Annotated in this window: 21 protein-coding genes; 11 read left to right on the top strand and 10 right to left on the bottom strand. The window is 63.0% G+C overall.

The window, feature by feature from the left end:
* Positions 1-78: 78 nt before the first annotated feature.
* Positions 79-627, top strand: a complete 549-nt coding sequence (locus ACQKPS_RS04515) for a gamma carbonic anhydrase family protein (protein WP_283723524.1) — start codon at positions 79-81, stop codon at positions 625-627.
* A gap of 20 nt (positions 628-647) precedes the next feature.
* Positions 648-1,298, top strand: coding sequence for an HAD family hydrolase (locus ACQKPS_RS04520; protein WP_427602951.1), 651 nt, complete (start codon positions 648-650; stop codon positions 1,296-1,298).
* 34 nt (positions 1,299-1,332) lie between these two features.
* Here the strand turns inward: ACQKPS_RS04520 and ACQKPS_RS04525 are convergent, their stop codons facing one another.
* The gene (locus tag ACQKPS_RS04525) at positions 1,333-2,415 is read right to left on the bottom strand and encodes an aminopeptidase (RefSeq protein ID WP_427602953.1); all 1,083 of its coding nucleotides are present in this window, start codon (positions 2,413-2,415) and stop codon (positions 1,333-1,335) included.
* 67 nt (positions 2,416-2,482) lie between these two features.
* On the opposite strand from ACQKPS_RS04525, the gene ACQKPS_RS04530 reads away from it, so the two are divergent.
* Both ACQKPS_RS04530 and ACQKPS_RS04535 read left to right on the top strand, forming a co-directional pair.
* Positions 2,483-2,896 carry a hypothetical protein gene (locus tag ACQKPS_RS04530; protein ID WP_254482426.1) on the top strand — a complete coding sequence of 138 codons (414 nt, stop codon included), beginning with the start codon at positions 2,483-2,485 and terminating at the stop codon, positions 2,894-2,896.
* A gap of 55 nt (positions 2,897-2,951) precedes the next feature.
* Positions 2,952-3,365, top strand: coding sequence for a DUF2057 domain-containing protein (locus tag ACQKPS_RS04535; RefSeq protein WP_254482425.1), 414 nt, complete (start codon positions 2,952-2,954; stop codon positions 3,363-3,365).
* A 30-nt stretch (positions 3,366-3,395) separates the two neighbouring features.
* Here ACQKPS_RS04535 and ACQKPS_RS04540 read toward each other — a convergent pair whose 3' ends face one another.
* On the bottom strand, positions 3,396-3,629 hold the full coding sequence (locus tag ACQKPS_RS04540; protein WP_254482424.1) for a DUF1161 domain-containing protein: 234 nt from the start codon (positions 3,627-3,629) through the stop codon (positions 3,396-3,398).
* Positions 3,630-3,702: 73 nt separating this feature from the next.
* A complete protein-coding gene (locus tag ACQKPS_RS04545) occupies positions 3,703-4,128 on the bottom strand; it encodes an OsmC family protein (protein WP_427602956.1) in 426 nt (141 codons plus the stop codon).
* 153 nt (positions 4,129-4,281) lie between these two features.
* Between ACQKPS_RS04545 and ACQKPS_RS04550 the strand changes: the two genes are divergently transcribed.
* Positions 4,282-5,286 (top strand): LLM class flavin-dependent oxidoreductase, encoded by a 1,005-nt coding sequence (locus tag ACQKPS_RS04550; RefSeq protein WP_427602958.1) that lies wholly within the window; start codon positions 4,282-4,284, stop codon positions 5,284-5,286.
* Between the two features lie 37 nt (positions 5,287-5,323).
* Here the strand turns inward: ACQKPS_RS04550 and ACQKPS_RS04555 are convergent, their stop codons facing one another.
* Together ACQKPS_RS04555 and ACQKPS_RS04560 are read right to left on the bottom strand one after the other, a co-directional pair.
* Entirely contained in the window at positions 5,324-5,545 is a 222-nt protein-coding gene (locus tag ACQKPS_RS04555) for a DUF1161 domain-containing protein (RefSeq protein WP_427602960.1), read from the bottom strand.
* A gap of 104 nt (positions 5,546-5,649) precedes the next feature.
* Complete coding sequence (locus ACQKPS_RS04560; protein ID WP_003253076.1) at positions 5,650-5,865, bottom strand: dodecin; 216 nt, start codon at positions 5,863-5,865, stop codon at positions 5,650-5,652.
* A 149-nt stretch (positions 5,866-6,014) separates the two neighbouring features.
* Here ACQKPS_RS04560 and ACQKPS_RS04565 point away from each other — a divergent pair, with 149 nt between their 5' ends.
* On the top strand, positions 6,015-6,338 hold the full coding sequence (locus ACQKPS_RS04565) for a DUF883 family protein (RefSeq protein WP_054884402.1): 324 nt from the start codon (positions 6,015-6,017) through the stop codon (positions 6,336-6,338).
* Here ACQKPS_RS04565 and ACQKPS_RS04570 read toward each other — a convergent pair.
* Entirely contained in the window at positions 6,335-7,231 is an 897-nt protein-coding gene (locus ACQKPS_RS04570; RefSeq protein ID WP_254482418.1) for a LysR family transcriptional regulator, read from the bottom strand. The genes ACQKPS_RS04565 and ACQKPS_RS04570 overlap by 4 nt on opposite strands.
* A gap of 110 nt (positions 7,232-7,341) precedes the next feature.
* On the opposite strand from ACQKPS_RS04570, the gene trpB reads away from it, so the two are divergent.
* Positions 7,342-8,559: a tryptophan synthase subunit beta gene (gene trpB / locus ACQKPS_RS04575; protein ID WP_054884404.1), complete on the top strand. Its 1,218-nt coding sequence runs from the start codon at positions 7,342-7,344 to the stop codon at positions 8,557-8,559.
* On the top strand, positions 8,556-9,365 hold the full coding sequence (gene trpA / locus ACQKPS_RS04580) for a tryptophan synthase subunit alpha (RefSeq protein WP_254482417.1): 810 nt from the start codon (positions 8,556-8,558) through the stop codon (positions 9,363-9,365). Before trpB ends, trpA begins: the two co-directional genes overlap by 4 nt.
* A 119-nt stretch (positions 9,366-9,484) precedes the next feature.
* Here the strand turns inward: trpA and ACQKPS_RS04585 are convergent, their stop codons facing one another.
* Both ACQKPS_RS04585 and ACQKPS_RS04590 read right to left on the bottom strand, forming a co-directional pair.
* Entirely contained in the window at positions 9,485-9,817 is a 333-nt protein-coding gene (locus tag ACQKPS_RS04585) for a DOPA 4,5-dioxygenase family protein (RefSeq protein ID WP_254482415.1), read from the bottom strand.
* A gap of 50 nt (positions 9,818-9,867) precedes the next feature.
* Positions 9,868-10,767 carry a choline sulfate utilization transcriptional regulator gene (locus ACQKPS_RS04590; protein WP_427602963.1) on the bottom strand — a complete coding sequence of 300 codons (900 nt, stop codon included), beginning with the start codon at positions 10,765-10,767 and terminating at the stop codon, positions 9,868-9,870.
* Between the two features lie 108 nt (positions 10,768-10,875).
* On the opposite strand from ACQKPS_RS04590, the gene betC reads away from it, so the two are divergent.
* Together betC and choX are read left to right on the top strand one after the other, a co-directional pair.
* Positions 10,876-12,393 carry a choline-sulfatase gene (gene betC, locus ACQKPS_RS04595; protein ID WP_427602965.1) on the top strand — a complete coding sequence of 506 codons (1,518 nt, stop codon included), beginning with the start codon at positions 10,876-10,878 and terminating at the stop codon, positions 12,391-12,393.
* A gap of 14 nt (positions 12,394-12,407) precedes the next feature.
* Positions 12,408-13,343, top strand: a complete 936-nt coding sequence (gene choX, locus ACQKPS_RS04600) for a choline ABC transporter substrate-binding protein (RefSeq protein ID WP_427602967.1) — start codon at positions 12,408-12,410, stop codon at positions 13,341-13,343.
* Positions 13,344-13,476: 133 nt separating this feature from the next.
* Here choX and aroE read toward each other — a convergent pair whose 3' ends face one another.
* Both aroE and hemF read right to left on the bottom strand, forming a co-directional pair.
* Positions 13,477-14,301, bottom strand: coding sequence for a shikimate dehydrogenase (gene aroE, locus ACQKPS_RS04605; protein WP_283723515.1), 825 nt, complete (start codon positions 14,299-14,301; stop codon positions 13,477-13,479).
* A gap of 25 nt (positions 14,302-14,326) precedes the next feature.
* Complete coding sequence (gene hemF / locus ACQKPS_RS04610) at positions 14,327-15,238, bottom strand: oxygen-dependent coproporphyrinogen oxidase (RefSeq protein ID WP_254482406.1); 912 nt, start codon at positions 15,236-15,238, stop codon at positions 14,327-14,329.
* A gap of 135 nt (positions 15,239-15,373) precedes the next feature.
* On the opposite strand from hemF, the gene ACQKPS_RS04615 reads away from it, so the two are divergent.
* Entirely contained in the window at positions 15,374-16,351 is a 978-nt protein-coding gene (locus ACQKPS_RS04615; RefSeq protein WP_254482405.1) for an NADPH:quinone reductase, read from the top strand.
* The last annotated feature ends 105 nt before the right edge of the window (positions 16,352-16,456 follow it).

The raw sequence follows: 16,456 nt of genomic DNA on the forward strand, positions 1-16,456 counted from the left end.
ACACTGCCCCATCTTAATTACAATCGACGCCGACCGCAGCAGGCAGCCTGCCTATCGGTACAGATGAGAGACGCTATCATGGCCATCCGCAGCTTCCAGCAACACACTCCGAAAGTGGGACTCAGGGCGTTTGTCGACCGTTCGGCGGTGGTCCTGGGCGACGTCGAAATCGGCGAGGACAGCTCTGTCTGGCCGCTGACGGTGATCCGCGGCGACATGCACCGCATCCGCATCGGCGCGCGCACCAGCGTGCAGGACGGCAGCGTGCTGCACATTACCCATGCAGGCCCGTTCAACCCTGACGGTTTCCCGCTGATCATCGGCGACGAGGTGACCATCGGTCACAAGGTCATGCTGCATGGCTGCACCTTGGGCAACCGCATCCTGGTTGGCATGGGTTGCACGATCATGGATGGCGCCATCGTCGAAGACGAAGTGATCATCGGTGCCGGCAGCCTGGTGCCGCCGGGCAAGCGCCTGGTCAGTGGCTACCTGTACATGGGCAGCCCGGTCAAGCAGGTGCGCCCGCTGAACGATCAGGAACACGCTTTCTTTCCCTACAGCGCCGGCAACTACGTCAAGCTCAAGGACCAGCACCTGGCCGAAGGCTACGACCAACCGGATTGAACCTGACTACCGAGACGAACATGCACCAGCAGAACATCCTCTTCGACCTCGACGGCACCCTGACCGACCCGCGCCTGGGCATCACCCGCTCGATCCAGTATGCCCTGGCCAAGCTTGGCATCGACGAGCCCGACCTGGCCCGCCTCGAACACTTCATCGGCCCGCCGCTGCTGCAGGCCTTCATGCAGTTCTACAGCTTCGATGAAGCCAAGGCGTGGGAAGCGGTGAACTTCTACCGGGAGCGCTTCCGTGTCACTGGCTTGTACGAGAACCTGGTGTTCGAAGGGGTGCCTGAGCTGCTCGAAGCCCTGAATGGCCAAGGCCGCACGCTGTATATCGCCACGTCCAAACCTTGGGAATTCGCTCGGGAAATTGCCCGCCATTTCGCCTTCGATCACCATTTCAAGGTGATCTATGGCAGCGAACTGGATGGCACGCGGACCAACAAGGTCGAGCTGATCCGCCACCTGCTGGATGAGGAAGGGCTGGACCCGGCGCAAACGTTGATGATCGGTGACCGCAAGCATGACCTGATCGGGGCCCGTGCCAATGGGTTGCAGGCAGTGGCGGTGGGGTACGGGTTTGGTAGCCAGGAAGAGCTGGTGGCCGAGGCGCCGGCCTTCCACTTCGCGACAGTTGCAGATCTTCATCACGCTTTCTGCAACATCTGAGGGCCGGGGGCTGCTTTGCAGCCCCAGCATCAGGTCACATCAACCGCTGCAATGCTGCCTTCCTGTCAGCAGCCGGCAACCGTCCAAGCTGCTCGACCCGCTCATAAAACCGCCGCCAATCCCCGCCTGCTTCGCGGAACAGGGCCGCAAACGCCGGTACCCACTGGTCATAAAGCCCGAACGGCAGCAGCTTGGCATTGCTCAAGGGCGCATAGATCCAGGCGTCATAGCGCTTGTCCCCGTTCCACTGGCTGTCCCTGAGCTGCTTGTACTCACTGCGCAAGCGCTCGAACTCAGCCTGCTTGGCCGCCCGTTTGTGCGCATCGTCCAGGGGCCCTGCATAAATCGCCTGCAACCGCTCACGGCTGGCCAGCACCAATCGGGTGAACTGGTCGCTCTGCTGCGACTGATGCTCGCCGATCACCGCAAGCCCGCGGGCTGCGCGCCATTGCCGCGTACCCTCCTGCTCGACGAAGGTAGCAAACGACTCGTTGAATTCGGTGTCGTCCTGCACGTAAAAACGCTGATGAGCCAACTCATGGAAGATCAACGTGGCCAGCCGCTCATCTCCCCAGCCGACCATCGAAGACAGTATCGGGTCATCGAACCAGCCCAGCGTCGAATAGGCTTCGACGCCGCTCACGTACACGTCCAGGCCCTGCTGGCGCATCAACGCCGCCTCACCACGGGCCGCACCCTGGCGGTAGTAGCCGCGGTAGGCGACGCAGCCGGCAATGGGAAAACAATGGGTCACCGGCTGCAGCGACAGCTCAGGTGTGGCGAACACGTTCCACACCACGTAGGGGCGGTGCAGATCAGCGTAGAGCCGATAGCTTCGGTTATCAGGCAGCTTCAGCTGATCGCTCGCAAAAACCCGCGCTGCTTCGGCATGGGCGAGGCGGGCCCGCAATTGCGGGCTGCTGGCCGGGTCGGCGATCACCTTGTCCACCGGTTGGCGCGCCCGCAGCAGTTGCAATTGCCCCTCGGCCAGTTGGCTGTAGTAGCCCACGGTGCTGCAACCGTTCAGCAGAAAGGCACACAGCAGCGGAACCAAACGCCTGAAAACGTAGTCGAGTGGCCCGGGGCCTGAGCGCTTGAGAAGAACAAAGAGATCCATCTGGGGCTATCCAACCTGCTCATGGCCAATGCGCTCCAAGACTATCTCGCCGAGGGGGAGTTTCGCCATGCGTGCACTGTTGGTCACCGGTTCACTGCTACTGGTTTCAGCCTGTTCAACCCTGCCGGACCCGGACCCGAACTTGGCCTGGGTCGATCTGACCCCCTATGACGAAGCTTCGCTGGACGCCAAACAGGTGGACGAGCGCGACTGGGCCGACACTCGCTATTTCGAGGTGCCGCCCGGCAGCCACGAGCTGACCGTGCGCTATCAGTTCCCGGTCGCGCCGAGCAACATCGGCCCGGTCGACGCGCCATTGTGGCGTGATTGCCAGGTCAAGCTGACCTTCAAGGACTTCAACGCTGGCCAGCGCTACCAGCTGCAGGCCGGCAGCATTGGCTTCCGCCCCTGGATCAAACTCTACGACCACCAGCAGAAACTGGTCGGGCAAGGTCTGCCAGCAGGTTGCCAACGCACCTGACCTGCACAAACGGCGCTATGCTTGTAACTCGTGTATCGCGAGAGGGAGTTTTGCCATGCGCCAGCCCATGATGCTGATTGCCCTCAGTGCCCTGGGGGCTTGCGCCAGCCCCTTGCCGCCCGTAGACCCAGCCAAGGCCTGGGTCGACCTCTACACCGTGACCCCTGGCCGCCTGCTCATGGCCGACCGCCTTGACGGCCAGCGCCTGGAAGACGGCCGCTACTTCCAGCTGACCCCTGGCAAGCATGAACTGGTGGTGCGGTTCGACTACGAAATCTATGCCGGCGGCATGCTCACCAGCCCGAAGGAACGGACTTGCTACCTGACCGTTCGCTTCGACGGCTTCAAGGCCGGCGAGCGCTATCGCCTGGAGGCGCGGGCACCGGTGATGGACCCGCAGGTGCTGCTGTACGACGCCAGCCGCAAGGTGGTGGTGAACGAGCCAAGTGACGTGTTCTGCATCCCGTAAGTATTGGGGCCGCATCGCGGCCCCAATCATTTATCGATCATTCTTCTGGTAAATGATCTTCTTCGTCCCGCCATCACAGGTGCCGACGATCATGTTCTGATCCTTGACCTCACTGTTGGGCACGATTTCCAGCGTGTAGGACGTCACACCCTGGGCCTGGATCTTGGCTTCGATCTCCGTCTTGAGTTCTTCGCACGGTTTTACCGCCGCCCATGCAGAAGTGGCCAAAAGCGAAGCCAGCACGGCGATTGCTACGCGAATCATGGAACGGCTCCTGATAGGGCAGCAGCGCTGCCGACGCTGTTTAGACTACAGCAAACCGTCGCCGTTGCGCCGCCTAGCCCACCAATGCAGCGTCCAGGCTGATCTTCGCGTTGAGCACCTTCGACACCGGGCAACCCGCCTTGGCCTTGTTGGCTATTTCGAGGAACTGCGCCTCATCGGCGCCCGGCACCTTGGCCTTGAGGATCAGGTGCACGGCGGTGATGGCGAAGCCGTCGGGTTGCTTGTCCAGCGTGACTTCGGCAGTGGTGTCGATGCGCTCTGCGGTGAACCCTGCCTCACCGAGCATCATCGACAGCGCCATCGAGAAGCAACCGGCATGGGCTGCGCCGATCAGCTCTTCCGGGTTGGTCCCCGGCGCGCCCTCGAAACGGGTATTGAAACCATAAGGGTTCTGCTGGAGTGCGCCGCTTTCGGTGGAAATCAGGCCTTTGCCATCCTTCAGGCCGCCTTGCCAGATCGCCGATGCTGTCTTTTTCATGATGCCTCCGGGTCATAGGGTGTTTACCTATGTTTTCGAGGCCAGCGTCCTACACCAAGTTCAGAGCAATCGCTCCGTGAGCATTGAATACGGCGAATGTGCCCATACAGAGTCTAAAAGGCCTCCGGGCCAACCACTCTTGCGGAGGCTCCAATGACGCAGCTGCGTGACCTGAAGATATCCACCCTCGACCTGGTGCCAGTGCGCGCCGACCAAGGCCCGGCGCAATCGCTGCACAACTCGCTGGACCTGGCCCGGCATGTCGAGCGGTTCGGCTACAACCGCTTCTGGGTGGCCGAACACCACAACATGGACGGCATCGCCAGCTCGGCCACCTCGGTACTGATCGGCTACCTTGCCGGCGGCACGTCGACCATTCGCGTCGGCTCCGGCGGCATCATGCTGCCCAACCATGCGCCGTTGGTGATCGCCGAGCAGTTCGGCACGTTGGCCAGCCTGTATCCCGGGCGAATCGACCTGGGCCTGGGCCGGGCGCCAGGTTCCGACCAGATGACCGCCTACGCCCTGCGCCGTGACCGTGCCGGCAGCGCCGATGACTTCCCGGATGATGTCGAGGAACTGTCGCGTTACCTCGGCCCGCGCACCGATGATCAAAAAGTGATCGCTGTGCCCGGCCATGACACCGAGGTGCCCCTGTGGCTGCTCGGTTCGAGCCTGTTCAGCGCCCAACTGGCCGGCATGCGTGGCATGCCGTATGCCTTTGCCTCGCATTTCGCACCGCGCTACATGCATGAGGCGATCCGCATCTATCGCGACCACTTCAAGCCGTCAACCACGTTGGACAAGCCCTATGTGATGCTGGGGATTCCGATGGTAGTGGCGGAAACCGACGAAAAGGCCGAATACCTGGCTACATCGGTGTATCAGCGCATTCTGGCGCTGATCCGGGGCCAGAGCCTGATGCAGAAACCGCCTGTACCGAGCATGGACGGGCTATGGCTCCCCCATGAACGCGACGCCGTGGGAAGTTTCCTGGGCCTGGCGATGATCGGCAGCCCGCAGAAAGTGCGGGCCAAGGTGGAAGTGCTGCTGGAGCAGACCGGGGCGGATGAGCTGATCTTTACCTGTGACCTGTATGAGCACGCGGACCGGATTCGGTCCTATGAGCTGATGGCGCAGGCCCTCAAGGGCGAGTGAGCTTCTTCGCGGGCGTGCCCGCGAAGAATCCAACGTATCAGCTACGGCGGTAGACGATTTCCTTGCGACCCGCTTCACAGCTGCCAACCACCTTGCCAGCCGGCTCGCCCTTGTTGACGATCTCCAGCTTGTAACCCTTCACACCCTTGGCATCGAGCTTCGAGGCGATCTCGGCCTTGAGCTCTTCACAGGGTTTGCCAGCGGCCATTGCCCCACCGGCCAGTACCAACAAACCCACCGCCAGCATCAGTTTCGTCATCGATCGCATTCCTTGTACAGATGAGAAAGAGCAGAAGGGCGCCGCCAAGGCGCCCTCCGGTGTTATAACGCCATCACGCCGGGCTATTCCAGCCCAGGAACGTTTCAGCTGTTGGCGATGCGGAAGCCGACCTTCAGCGTCACCTGGAAGTGCGCCGCCTTGTTGTCGCGGATGTGGCCACGGGTATCGACCACTTCGAACCATTCCAGGTGCTTGATGCTCTTGCCGGCTTCGGCCAGAGCATTGTTGATCGCTTCTTCGATGCTGGTGGGCGACGACCCCACCAGCTCGATCTTCTTGTAGGTGTGATGATCGGTCATGAACGCTCTCCTTGGTGACAGTGATAATGAGCCTAGCAGTGCAAGCCCGCTTTACCTGCGAGCCGCTGCCGTTCGGTAAAGTTCGATCGCACTTTCCCGCCGCTCGGGAGTCGCAATCCTTACAGTCCATACTGCAAAGGAGAGTCAACATGCCCCGCAACTCGCTGCGTAAAACGTCCCTGGAGAGCATGGAAGCGGAGATCGAAAGCCTCCTGAAAAGCCTGGAGAACCTGAAGCACGATGCGTCCGAGGAAACCCAGAAGTCAGTGAAGGCGATGCGCAGCAATGCCGAAAGCGCGCTGCGCCATTCGCGCAGCCTGATCAGCGATGCCTATGAGGAAGTGAAGGAGCGCACCCGCCAGACCGGCATCGCCACCCGCGACTATGCCCAGGAACACCCGTACACCACCGCAGGCGTTGCCATCGGTGCACTTGGCCTGTTGGCAGCGTATCTGCTGTGCAAGCGTAACTAAGCGCTCTGCCTGGCCAGCTCGGCGCGTAGCCACTGCGCCAATTGCTCGGCGCGCCCGTCCGCGGCGCGCCGAGGCACCCACAACGCCAACGCGGCCGGCGTCGGCGAAAAGCCCCACGGTGCACTCAAACGCCCGGCTCGCAGATCGTCGGCAACCAAGGGCTGTGGGGCGATCGCCACCCCCAGGCCGGCAACTGCCGCCTCGAGCAAGTAATACAGGTGTTCGAACGCCTGACCGTACTTCAATGCGCCAACCTCAATACCCTGCTCAGAAGCCCAGGTCGGCCAGGCCTGCGGGCGCGAGGTGGTATGCAGCAGGGCTTCGTCCAGCAAGGCTTCGGCGGGCGCCGCCTGCAAGCGGTCGAAGCCGGCGAAATGCGGGCTCAGCACCGGGCCGATACGCTCCTGCGCCAGCACGTGAACCTGCATGTCCGCTGGCCATGGCGGTTCGGCATAGACCAGCAATGCATCCAGCCCAGGGCGGCGCGGATCGAGGTCACCTTCACCCGCCGAGAGATGCAGGCGCAGCTCGGGCAGGTCAGCCTTCAACCGCCCCAGGCGGGGGATGAACCAGCGCGCCAGCAGGCTGCCGGAACAGCCCAGCACGAACGGTGCCTCGCTCTCATCCCGGCTCAACTCGGCGCACACGCTGCGCAAGCGGTCGAATGCCTCGCCGCTGGCGTCGCGCAGACGCATGCCGGCATCTGTGAGTTTGATGCCACGCCCGTCCTTGACGAACAGGGCTACGCCCAGGTGCTCTTCCAATACCTTGATCTGCCGACTGACAGCGCCATGGGTAACGTGCAGCGCCTCGGCCGCTTGGCTGACGCTGTTGAGCCTGGCAGTGGCCTCAAAGGCGCGCAGCGCATTGAGGGGAGGGAGGTCGTGGGCCATTTTACCTGTGAGTTTTTCTGACAAGTTTGCGCAATCTTATCGGTTTTCAGCCGGGCTTGCCGTGGTTAGAGTAAAGCCCATCACTCATTGATCACGCCCTGGAGCGACCCATGACCCAGTCCCAATACCGCCCCGGCCCGGATGCCAACGGCCTGTTCGGCTCGTTCGGTGGCCGCTACGTGGCGGAAACCCTGATGCCGCTGGTGCTCGACCTGGCCCGTGAATACGAAGCGGCCAAGGCCGACCCGAAGTTCCTCGAGGAACTGGCGTACTTCCAACGCGACTATATCGGCCGGCCGAACCCGCTGTACTTCGCCGAGCGCCTGACCGAGCACTGCGGTGGCGCGAAGATCTTCTTCAAGCGTGAAGAACTCAACCACACCGGCGCGCACAAGGTGAACAATTGCATTGGCCAGGTGTTGCTGGCCAAGCGCATGGGCAAGAAGCGCCTCATCGCCGAAACCGGCGCCGGCATGCATGGCGTGGCCACCGCCACCGTGGCGGCGCGCTTCGGCCTGCCGTGCGTGATCTACATGGGCGCCACCGACATCGAGCGCCAGCAGGCCAACGTGTTCCGCATGAAGCTGCTGGGCGCCGAGATCGTCCCGGTCACTGCTGGCACCGGCACCTTGAAAGATGCCATGAACGAGGCCCTGCGCGACTGGGTCACAAACGTCGAAGACACCTTCTACCTGATCGGCACCGTGGCCGGCCCGCACCCGTATCCGGCGATGGTCCGCGACTTCCAGTCGATCATCGGCAAGGAAACCCGCGCCCAGCTGCAAGAGAAGGAAGGCCGCCTGCCAGACAGCCTGATCGCCTGCGTCGGCGGTGGCTCCAACGCCATGGGCCTGTTCCATGAGTTCCTCGAAGAACCGAGCGTGCAGATCATTGGCGTCGAAGCCGGCGGCCACGGTGTGCACACCGACAAGCACGCTGCCAGCCTGAACGGCGGCGTACCGGGTGTGCTGCACGGCAACCGCACCTATCTGCTGCAGGACGAGGACGGCCAGATCACCGACGCCCACTCGATTTCCGCCGGCCTCGACTACCCGGGCATCGGCCCTGAGCACGCCTACCTGCACGAAGTGAAGCGCGTCGAGTACGTCAGCATCACCGACGACGAAGCACTGGATGCGTTCCATGCCACCTGCCGCCTTGAAGGCATCATTCCGGCCCTGGAAAGCTCCCATGCCCTGGCCGAAGCGATCAAGCGCGCCCCGAAACTGCCCAAGGATCACCTGATGGTGATCTGCCTATCCGGCCGCGGCGACAAAGACATGCAAACCGTGATGAACCACATGGCAGCCCAGGAGAAACAGGCATGAGCCGTCTTGAACAACGCTTCGCCGAACTGAAGGCCGAAGGCCGCTCCGCGCTGGTCACCTTCGTCACGGCTGGCGACCCGGGCTATGAGGCTTCGCTGCAGATCCTCAAGGGCCTGCCGGCAGCGGGGGCCGATGTGATCGAACTGGGCATGCCGTTCACCGACCCGATGGCCGATGGCGTGGCCATCCAGCTTGCTACCCTGCGGGCCCTGGAAGCCGGCCAGACCCTGGCCAAGACCCTGCAGATGGTTCGCGAATTCCGTGCGGATAACCACACCACGCCAATCGTGCTGATGGGTTATTACAACCCGATCCACCGCTTCGGTGTGGATAAGTTCGTCGCAGAAGCCAAGGAAGCCGGGGTCGATGGCCTGATCATCGTCGACCTGCCACCTGAGCACGACGCCGAACTGGCCACCCCGGCCCAGGCCGCAGGCATCGACTTCATCCGCCTGACCACCCCGACCACCGACGATGCACGCCTGCCACGCGTACTGGAGCGCAGCTCCGGGTTTGTCTACTACGTGTCGGTGGCGGGTGTGACCGGTGCCGGTTCCGCGACTACCGAACACGTGACCGAGGCGATTGCCCGCCTGCGTCGGCATACCGACCTGCCGATCAGCGTTGGTTTCGGTATTCGTACACCGGAGCAGGCCGCTGCGATCGCGCGCCTGGCCGATGGTGTGGTGGTGGGTTCGGCGCTGGTCGACAAGATTGCCCAGGCCAAAGAGCCAGCTCAAGCCGTGAACGATGTACTGAGCCTTTGCTCGGCACTGGCTGAAGGCGTGCGTGGCGCCCGTCGCTGAACCGCACCGCCTGCTTCGCGGGTGAACCCGCCCCCGCAGGTCCCCACAGTTTTCAGCATCTGTGCGGTCCCTGTGGGAGCGGGTTCACCCGCGAAGAGGCCAGTAGAGGTTTCACGGGCCTACCCCCCAAAAATCGACAGATTCAACGGCCGCACGGCCCCCATCCAGATCGCATGATCCCGATGATCCGCCAGCTCATCGCCGGTAAGCGGATGCAGAAACACCACCAAGCCCCTCCGGTACAGCGCCAACCAAGGCAACACTACCCCCACGAACTCCGGCTCGAAGGCCAGCTGGCAGCTCCAGTCCGGGTGCGGGCCGACCGGTTTCTGGTGCATGCGCCCCATGGTCACGGGAAACAGCCGCGCTGCCTCCTCGCAGAGTTCACGGGCCTGCTCGATGGTCGAGGCATCGTAATAAACGTGGGCGTGGTAGCCCTTGATCCTCTGCACGATAACTCCTGAATCCTGACAGTCCGCAAGACTATACGCCGAACGCGCCGCTATTGGCCTCGCTCCTGCTCCAGCCAATCAACAAACCGCTCGATCAACGCCCCACGCCGTTTACGCGGCGGCAGCACCGCATAATACCCCCGCGTCGAGCGCAAACTCCCTTCCAACGGCCGGCACAGCAACCCTTGCTCCACCAGCCCGTCCACCAGATGCCTCCAGCCAATCGCTACCCCTTGCCCAGCTATCGCCGCCTGGATCAGCAAGGTGTAGTTATCAAACCGCAACTGGCCAGGCGGCGGCGGGCTGGCCAGACCAAAGCCGCGAAACACCCCTGCCCAGTCAAACCAGCGGCTAGCATGCTCGCCACGCAAATGGAGCAACGGTAATCGTTGCAAAGCCACGGCTGACAAGGGTTTGCCATGAGTGAGCCGGGGGCTGCAGACCGGGAAAACCTCCTCATCGAACAGCCAGCGGCTCTCGCCCTGATGGAAGCGGCCATCGCCGAACAGCACCGCAACATCGATATCCGGGCGCAACATCCCCTGGCTGCGCTCACCCGTCACCAGGCTCACATCGACCTGTGGATAAGCCTCATGAAAGCGGTGCAGCAGTGGCATCAGCCAGAACGCCGCGAAGGCAAAGTCGGTGGCCACCTGTAGCACTTCACGCTGGCCGCGCCCACTGGCCTGGGCAATCCCGTCATCCATGGCCTGGAGACCTTGATGCACCTGCTCGAACAACAACTGGCCAGCTTCGGTCAGCTCGATGCCCCGGTAGATCCGGTCGAACAGGCGTGTGCCCAGCTGCGCTTCCAGGCGCTTTACCTGCTGGCTCACCGCAGGTTGCGTAGTGCCCAGTTCCAGCGCCGCTGCGGTAAAGCCACGCAAGCGCGCCGCGGCCTCGAACACGCGCAAGGCATCCAGCGACAACCCGGTAAGGTGATCAAACATAAGCTTGGCTAATCCCAGACATTGCCCGGCATGGGCTTTACCCATGTTATCCACAGTCGCATCTTGGCAGGCAAGCGGTTCGCATAACCCCTAACGATGGAAGCCACCATGACGCGCCCGAATATCCTGTTCATCATGGCCGACCAGATGGCCGCGCCCCTGCTGCCGATCTATGGCCCTTCGCCGATACAGATGCCGCACCTCAGCCGCCTTGCCGAGCAGGCAGTGGTGTTCGACTCGGCCTACTGCAACAGCCCGCTGTGCGCACCGTCACGCTTCACCCTGGTCAGCGGCCAGCTGCCGAGTCGCATCGGCGCCTACGACAATGCCGCCGATTTCCCCGCCGACGTGCCGACTTATGCACACTACCTGCGCCGCCTGGGCTACCGCACCGCGCTGTCAGGCAAGATGCACTTCTGCGGCCCGGACCAGTTGCACGGCTACGAGGAGCGCCTCACCAGTGACATCTACCCGGCCGACTATGGCTGGGCGGTGAACTGGGATGAACCCGACGTGCGCCCGAGCTGGTATCACAACATGTCCTCGGTGCTGCAGGCCGGGCCTTGCGTGCGTACCAACCAGCTGGACTTCGACGAGGAGGTCGTCTTCAAAGCACGCCAGTACCTCTACGACCATGTGCGCGAAAACGATGGCCGGCCGTTCTGCCTGACCGTGTCCATGACCCATCCGCACGACCCGTACACCATCCCCAAGCGCTACTGGGATCGCTACGAGGCTGTGGATATCCCCATGCCCCGCGCCGAATTGAGCCAGACCGAACTCGACCCGCATTCGCAACGCCTGCTCAAGGTCTACGACCTGTGGAACAAGCCATTGCCTGTGGACAAGATCCGCGACGCCCGCCGCGCCTACTTCGGCGCCTGCAGCTACATCGATGACAACATCGGCCAACTGCTACAGACCCTGGAGGAGTGCAACCTGAGCGACAACACCCTGATCGTGTTCTCTGGCGACCATGGCGACATGCTTGGCGAGCGCGGCCTCTGGTACAAGATGCACTGGTTCGAGATGTCGGCGCGTGTCCCGCTACTGATTCATGCCCCTGAACGCTTTGCACCGCGCCGGGTCGCTGCCTCGGTATCGACCTGCGACCTGCTGCCAACCCTAGTGGAACTGGCCGGTGGCGCTGTGGATAACCGTCTCATACTCGATGGCCGTTCGTTGCTCGGTCACCTGCAAGGGCAGGGCGGCCACGACGAGGTGATCGGCGAGTACATGGCCGAAGGCACGGTCGGCCCACTGATGATGATCCGCCGTGGGCCGCACAAATTCGTGTACAGCGAGGATGACCCCTGCCTACTCTATGACCTGAGCCGCGACCCGCACGAGCGGGAGAACCTCACCGGCAGCCCGGACCACCAGGCGCTGCTGCAGGCATTTGTCGATGAAGCACGCCAACGCTGGGATATCCCCGGCCTGCGCCAGCAAGTGCTGGCCAGCCAACGCCGCCGCCGCCTGGTGGCCGAGGCGCTGGCCATCGGCAAGCTGAACAGCTGGGACCACCAACCCTGGGTGGACGCCAGCCAACAGTACATGCGCAACCATATCGATCTCGACGACCTCGAGCGCAAGGCACGTTATCCACAGCCCGCACCCCTGGATTGAGAAGAGAGTCCGACATGCACAAGTTCTCCCCCGTCGTATTCGCCCTGGCGCTGCCTCTTGGCCTGGCCACCGCCATGGCCCACGCCGCCGACAGCGACGCCCAATGCAGCACCGTGAGGATGGCCGACCCCGGCTGGAGCGACATCGCCTCGACCAACGCCATCGCCCGGCTGCTGCTGGAAAGCCTGGGCTACCAGGTGAAGATCGACAGCCTGGCGGTGCCGATCATCTACGGCGGCCTCAAGGACGGCCGGGTCGATGCTTTCCTTGGCAACTGGATGCCGGCGCAGCAGGGCTTCCATGACAAGTTCATCGCCAATGGCGAGGTGCAGCAGCTGTCGCGCAACCTGGAAGGCACCGAGTTCACCCTGGCCGTACCGGATTATGTGTGGAATGCCGGCGTCAAGGATTTTGCCGACCTGCAGAAGCACGCTGACCAGTTCGACAAGAAGCTGTACGGCATCGGCTCGGGCGCGCCTGCGAACTTGTCGCTGAAGCAGATCATCGACAAGAACGAATTCAACCTCGGCCAGTGGAAACTGGTGGAATCCAGCGAGCAGGCGATGCTGGCGCAGGTAGACCGGGCGGTGAAGAAGCAACAGTTCATCACCTTCCTCGGCTGGACGCCGCATCCGATGAACGTGAAGCTGAAGATGCATTACCTGACGGGCGGCGAAAAATGGTTCGGCAGCCAGGGCGAGGTGTTCACCCTGACACGCAAGGGTTATCCACAAGCTTGCCCGAATGCGGCGAAGCTGCTGAGCAACCTGAGTTTCACCCTGGATATGGAAAACGCCATCATGGCGCAGGTTGTGGATAACAAGATCAGCTTCGATGACGCAGCCAAGGCGTGGGTGAAGCAGCATCCAGAGCGGCTGGAAGGGTGGTTGGCGGGTGTGACCACCAAGGCTGATGGCAATGCCCTTGAGGCCGTCAAAGCCAAGCTCTGATACCCGAGCATGTGTATTTCTACTGTGGGAGCGGGCGCGCCCGCGAACACCGGCGAAGCCGGTGCCATCCACCGCGGTGGCATCTTCGCGGGCTTGCCCGCTCCCACAGGGATTAGTGCAATCCTGGGAGGGATCAGCCCCGAGCCAGTTGCCGGCGCAGTTCAGCCAACACAGGCGCCGTATCCGGCCGTACCCCTCGCCAGATAAAGAAGGCTTCAGCTGCCTGCTCAGCCAACATCCCCAGCCCATCCAGCACCTTGGCCGCCCCCAGCTTGGCAGCCCACTGACAGAACGGTGTCGGTTCCTTGCCATACATCATGTCGTAGCACACCGTGCGCCCCGCCTCGACCAGGCTGTCGGCAATCGGTGGCAGCTCACCGGCCAGGCTTGCCGAGGTGGCGTTGATGATCACATCTACCGGCTCCTGCAACCAGGCAAACCCACTGGCTACCACCGGCCCCAGTTCATCGAACTCCCGCGCCAGCTGCTCGGCCTTCTCCACGGTACGGTTGGCAATCACCAGCGACTGCGGCTGGTGCGCCAGGATCGGCTCCAGCACCCCGCGCACGGCACCGCCAGCTCCAAGGATGAGAATGCGCTTGCCGGTCAGCTCTACCCCGGCGTTCACCGTCAGGTCGCGCACCAGCCCAGCGCCGTCGGTGTTGTCGCCCAGCAGCGTGCCGTCGGCCAGCTTGCTCAGCGTATTCACCGCACCTGCACGCTGGGCCCGGGGGGTCAGGCTGTCGCACAGGCGGTAGGCCTCTTCCTTGAACGGCACGGTGACATTCCCGCCGCTGCCTTGCTTGAAGAAGCCGCGCGCGCAATCGCTGAACTCGTCCAGCGGTGCCAGCAAGGTGGCGTATTCCAGATCCTGGCCGGTCTGTTCAGCGAACAGGCGGTGGATCAACGGTGACTTGCTGTGCCCGATGGGGTTGCCGAAAACGACGTACTGGTCCATGACGATTCCTTGTTTATCCACAGGCTTACTGGCCAAGCCAGTCGCGATCCTGCAGGAAGTATTCGGTCAGGCGCGCTTCCTCGCTGCCAGGAGCAGCTTTCCAGTCGTAGCCCCAGCGCACTTGTGGCGGCAGCGACATGAGGATCGACTCGGTGCGGCCACCGGACTGCAGGCCGAACAGGGTGCCACGGTCATAGACCAGGTTGAACTCCACGTAGCGGCCGCGGCGGTATTCCTGGAACTCGCGCTGCTGCGGGGTGAAGGGGGTGTTCTTGCGGCGCTGGACGATCGGCAGGTAGGCCTCGACATACGCATCGCCGATGGCGCGCAGGAAGGCGAAGCACGTGTCGAAGTCCCACTCGTTCAGGTCGTCGAAGAACAGCCCGCCAATGCCACGCGGCTCGCCGCGGTGCTTGATGTGGAAGTAGCGGTCGCACCAGGCCTTGTAGCGTGGATAGACATCAGCGCCGAACGGCGCGCAGGCCTGCTCGGCCACGCGGTGCCAATGGATGCAGTCTTCTTCGTTGCCGTAATACGGGGTCAGGTCGAAGCCGCCGCCAAACCACCAGACCGCCTCTTCACCTTCCTTCTCGGCGATGAAAAAACGCACATTCGCGTGGGACGTCGGCACATGCGGGTTGTGCGGGTGGATCACCAGCGACACGCCCAAGGCCTCGAAGCCACGGCCCGCCAGCTCCGGACGGTGGGCACTGGCCGAAGGCGGCAGGCCGGCGCCGAACACGTGGGAAAAGTTGACCCCGCCTTTCTCGATCAGCTTGCCGTCGCCGATCACCCGCGTGCGGCCACCGCCACCGGCTTCGCGCACCCAGGCATCCTCGACGAAGCGGGCGCCACCGTCTTCGGCTTCGAGGGCAGAGCAGATGCGGTCTTGCAGGTCGAGCAGGTAGGCTTTCACGGCCTCGGTGCGGCTAGTCATCGGGTCACCAGGAACGGGCAGGGAAGAATTCGCCGGGTAGCATACCACCGCCAGCGCGCGCGCCGCAGTTGACGGCGGTCAAGCAAAGGCGTCCGATAGAAGGCCTTTTCCCGATCCCGACAACAGGAGTGCGAGATGGCCAAGCGTATCCAGTTCAGCCAGCATGGCGGCCCGGAAGTGCTGCAGCTTGTGGAATTCGAGCCAGCCCCACCGGGGCCGCAGCAGGTGCGTGTGCGTAACCATGCGATCGGCCTGAATTTCATCGACACTTACTTCCGCAGCGGGCTGTATGCACCGCCGTCCCTGCCTTCCGGGCTGGGGACCGAAGCGGCGGGCGTGGTCGAGGCAGTGGGCGAGGGCGTGACCCGCCTGAAGATCGGTGACCGCGTCGCCCATGCTGGCGGCCCTCTTGGCGCCTACAGTGAGGTGCATACGCTGCCGGAGGCCAACCTGGTCAAGCTGCCCGAAAACATCAGCTTCGAGCAGGCGGCAGCGGTGATGCTCAAGGGGCTGACCGTGCAGTATCTGTTGAAGCAGACCTATGAGGTGAAAGCAGGTGACGTGATCCTGTTCCATGCCGCAGCGGGTGGGGTGGGTTCTCTGGCGTGCCAGTGGGCCAAGGCATTGGGCGCCAAGCTGATCGGTACCGTCAGCTCTGCCGAGAAGGCCGAACGGGCCAAGGCGCTGGGGGCGTGGGCAACCATCGACTACAGCCGTGAGGACGTGGCCAAGCGGGTGCTGGAGCTGACCGATGGCAAGAAGTGCCCGGTGGTGTATGACGGCGTCGGCGCCGACACCTGGCTGACTTCGCTGGACTGCCTGCGCCCGCGAGGGTTGATGGTGAGCTTCGGTAATGCTTCGGGCGCGGTGAGCGGGGTGAACCTGGGGATCCTGTCGCAGAAGGGTTCGCTGTATGTGACCCGGCCGACGTTGGCGACCTATGCCAACAATGCCGAGAATACCCAGGCCATGGCGGATGACCTGTTTGCGATGATTGCCAGTGGCAAGCTGGTTGTGGATATCCAGCAACGGTATCCGTTGAGCGAGGCGGCGAAAGCGCAGGCGGAGTTGTCGGCGCGAAGGACTGTGGGGTCTACCGTTCTGCTGCCTTGATTTGATAGGACCGCGTTAGGGCGGCCAGGTGCATGCCTTGAGGTGTTTTGCGCCTGTGAAATCGAGCGCCGCGCGGGCGGCGCTCGATTTCACAGGCGCTGAAAA

It is taken from the genome of Pseudomonas sp. NPDC086566, assembly GCF_050280885.1.
In the GTDB taxonomy this organism is placed as follows: Bacteria; Pseudomonadota; Gammaproteobacteria; order Pseudomonadales; family Pseudomonadaceae; genus Aquipseudomonas; species Aquipseudomonas vlassakiae.

Excerpts from the sequence above, each read along its gene's own strand:
- trpB (WP_054884404.1), top strand. The coding sequence starts at position 7,342 with ATGACCCAGTCCCAATACCGCCCCGGCCCGGATGCCAACGGCCTGTTC.
- choX (WP_427602967.1), top strand. The coding sequence starts at position 12,408 with ATGCACAAGTTCTCCCCCGTCGTATTCGCCCTGGCGCTGCCTCTTGGC.
- ACQKPS_RS04565 (WP_054884402.1), top strand. The coding sequence starts at position 6,015 with ATGCCCCGCAACTCGCTGCGTAAAACGTCCCTGGAGAGCATGGAAGCG.
- trpA (WP_254482417.1), top strand. The coding sequence starts at position 8,556 with ATGAGCCGTCTTGAACAACGCTTCGCCGAACTGAAGGCCGAAGGCCGC.
- hemF (WP_254482406.1), bottom strand. The coding sequence starts at position 15,238 with ATGACTAGCCGCACCGAGGCCGTGAAAGCCTACCTGCTCGACCTGCAA.
- ACQKPS_RS04515 (WP_283723524.1), top strand. The coding sequence starts at position 79 with ATGGCCATCCGCAGCTTCCAGCAACACACTCCGAAAGTGGGACTCAGG.
- ACQKPS_RS04525 (WP_427602953.1), bottom strand. The coding sequence starts at position 2,415 with ATGGATCTCTTTGTTCTTCTCAAGCGCTCAGGCCCCGGGCCACTCGAC.
- ACQKPS_RS04530 (WP_254482426.1), top strand. The coding sequence starts at position 2,483 with ATGCGTGCACTGTTGGTCACCGGTTCACTGCTACTGGTTTCAGCCTGT.
- ACQKPS_RS04535 (WP_254482425.1), top strand. The coding sequence starts at position 2,952 with ATGCGCCAGCCCATGATGCTGATTGCCCTCAGTGCCCTGGGGGCTTGC.
- ACQKPS_RS04570 (WP_254482418.1), bottom strand. The coding sequence starts at position 7,231 with ATGGCCCACGACCTCCCTCCCCTCAATGCGCTGCGCGCCTTTGAGGCC.
- ACQKPS_RS04560 (WP_003253076.1), bottom strand. The coding sequence starts at position 5,865 with ATGACCGATCATCACACCTACAAGAAGATCGAGCTGGTGGGGTCGTCG.
- aroE (WP_283723515.1), bottom strand. The coding sequence starts at position 14,301 with ATGGACCAGTACGTCGTTTTCGGCAACCCCATCGGGCACAGCAAGTCA.
- ACQKPS_RS04590 (WP_427602963.1), bottom strand. The coding sequence starts at position 10,767 with ATGTTTGATCACCTTACCGGGTTGTCGCTGGATGCCTTGCGCGTGTTC.
- ACQKPS_RS04555 (WP_427602960.1), bottom strand. The coding sequence starts at position 5,545 with ATGACGAAACTGATGCTGGCGGTGGGTTTGTTGGTACTGGCCGGTGGG.
- betC (WP_427602965.1), top strand. The coding sequence starts at position 10,876 with ATGACGCGCCCGAATATCCTGTTCATCATGGCCGACCAGATGGCCGCG.
- ACQKPS_RS04545 (WP_427602956.1), bottom strand. The coding sequence starts at position 4,128 with ATGAAAAAGACAGCATCGGCGATCTGGCAAGGCGGCCTGAAGGATGGC.
- ACQKPS_RS04520 (WP_427602951.1), top strand. The coding sequence starts at position 648 with ATGCACCAGCAGAACATCCTCTTCGACCTCGACGGCACCCTGACCGAC.
- ACQKPS_RS04550 (WP_427602958.1), top strand. The coding sequence starts at position 4,282 with ATGACGCAGCTGCGTGACCTGAAGATATCCACCCTCGACCTGGTGCCA.
- ACQKPS_RS04540 (WP_254482424.1), bottom strand. The coding sequence starts at position 3,629 with ATGATTCGCGTAGCAATCGCCGTGCTGGCTTCGCTTTTGGCCACTTCT.
- ACQKPS_RS04615 (WP_254482405.1), top strand. The coding sequence starts at position 15,374 with ATGGCCAAGCGTATCCAGTTCAGCCAGCATGGCGGCCCGGAAGTGCTG.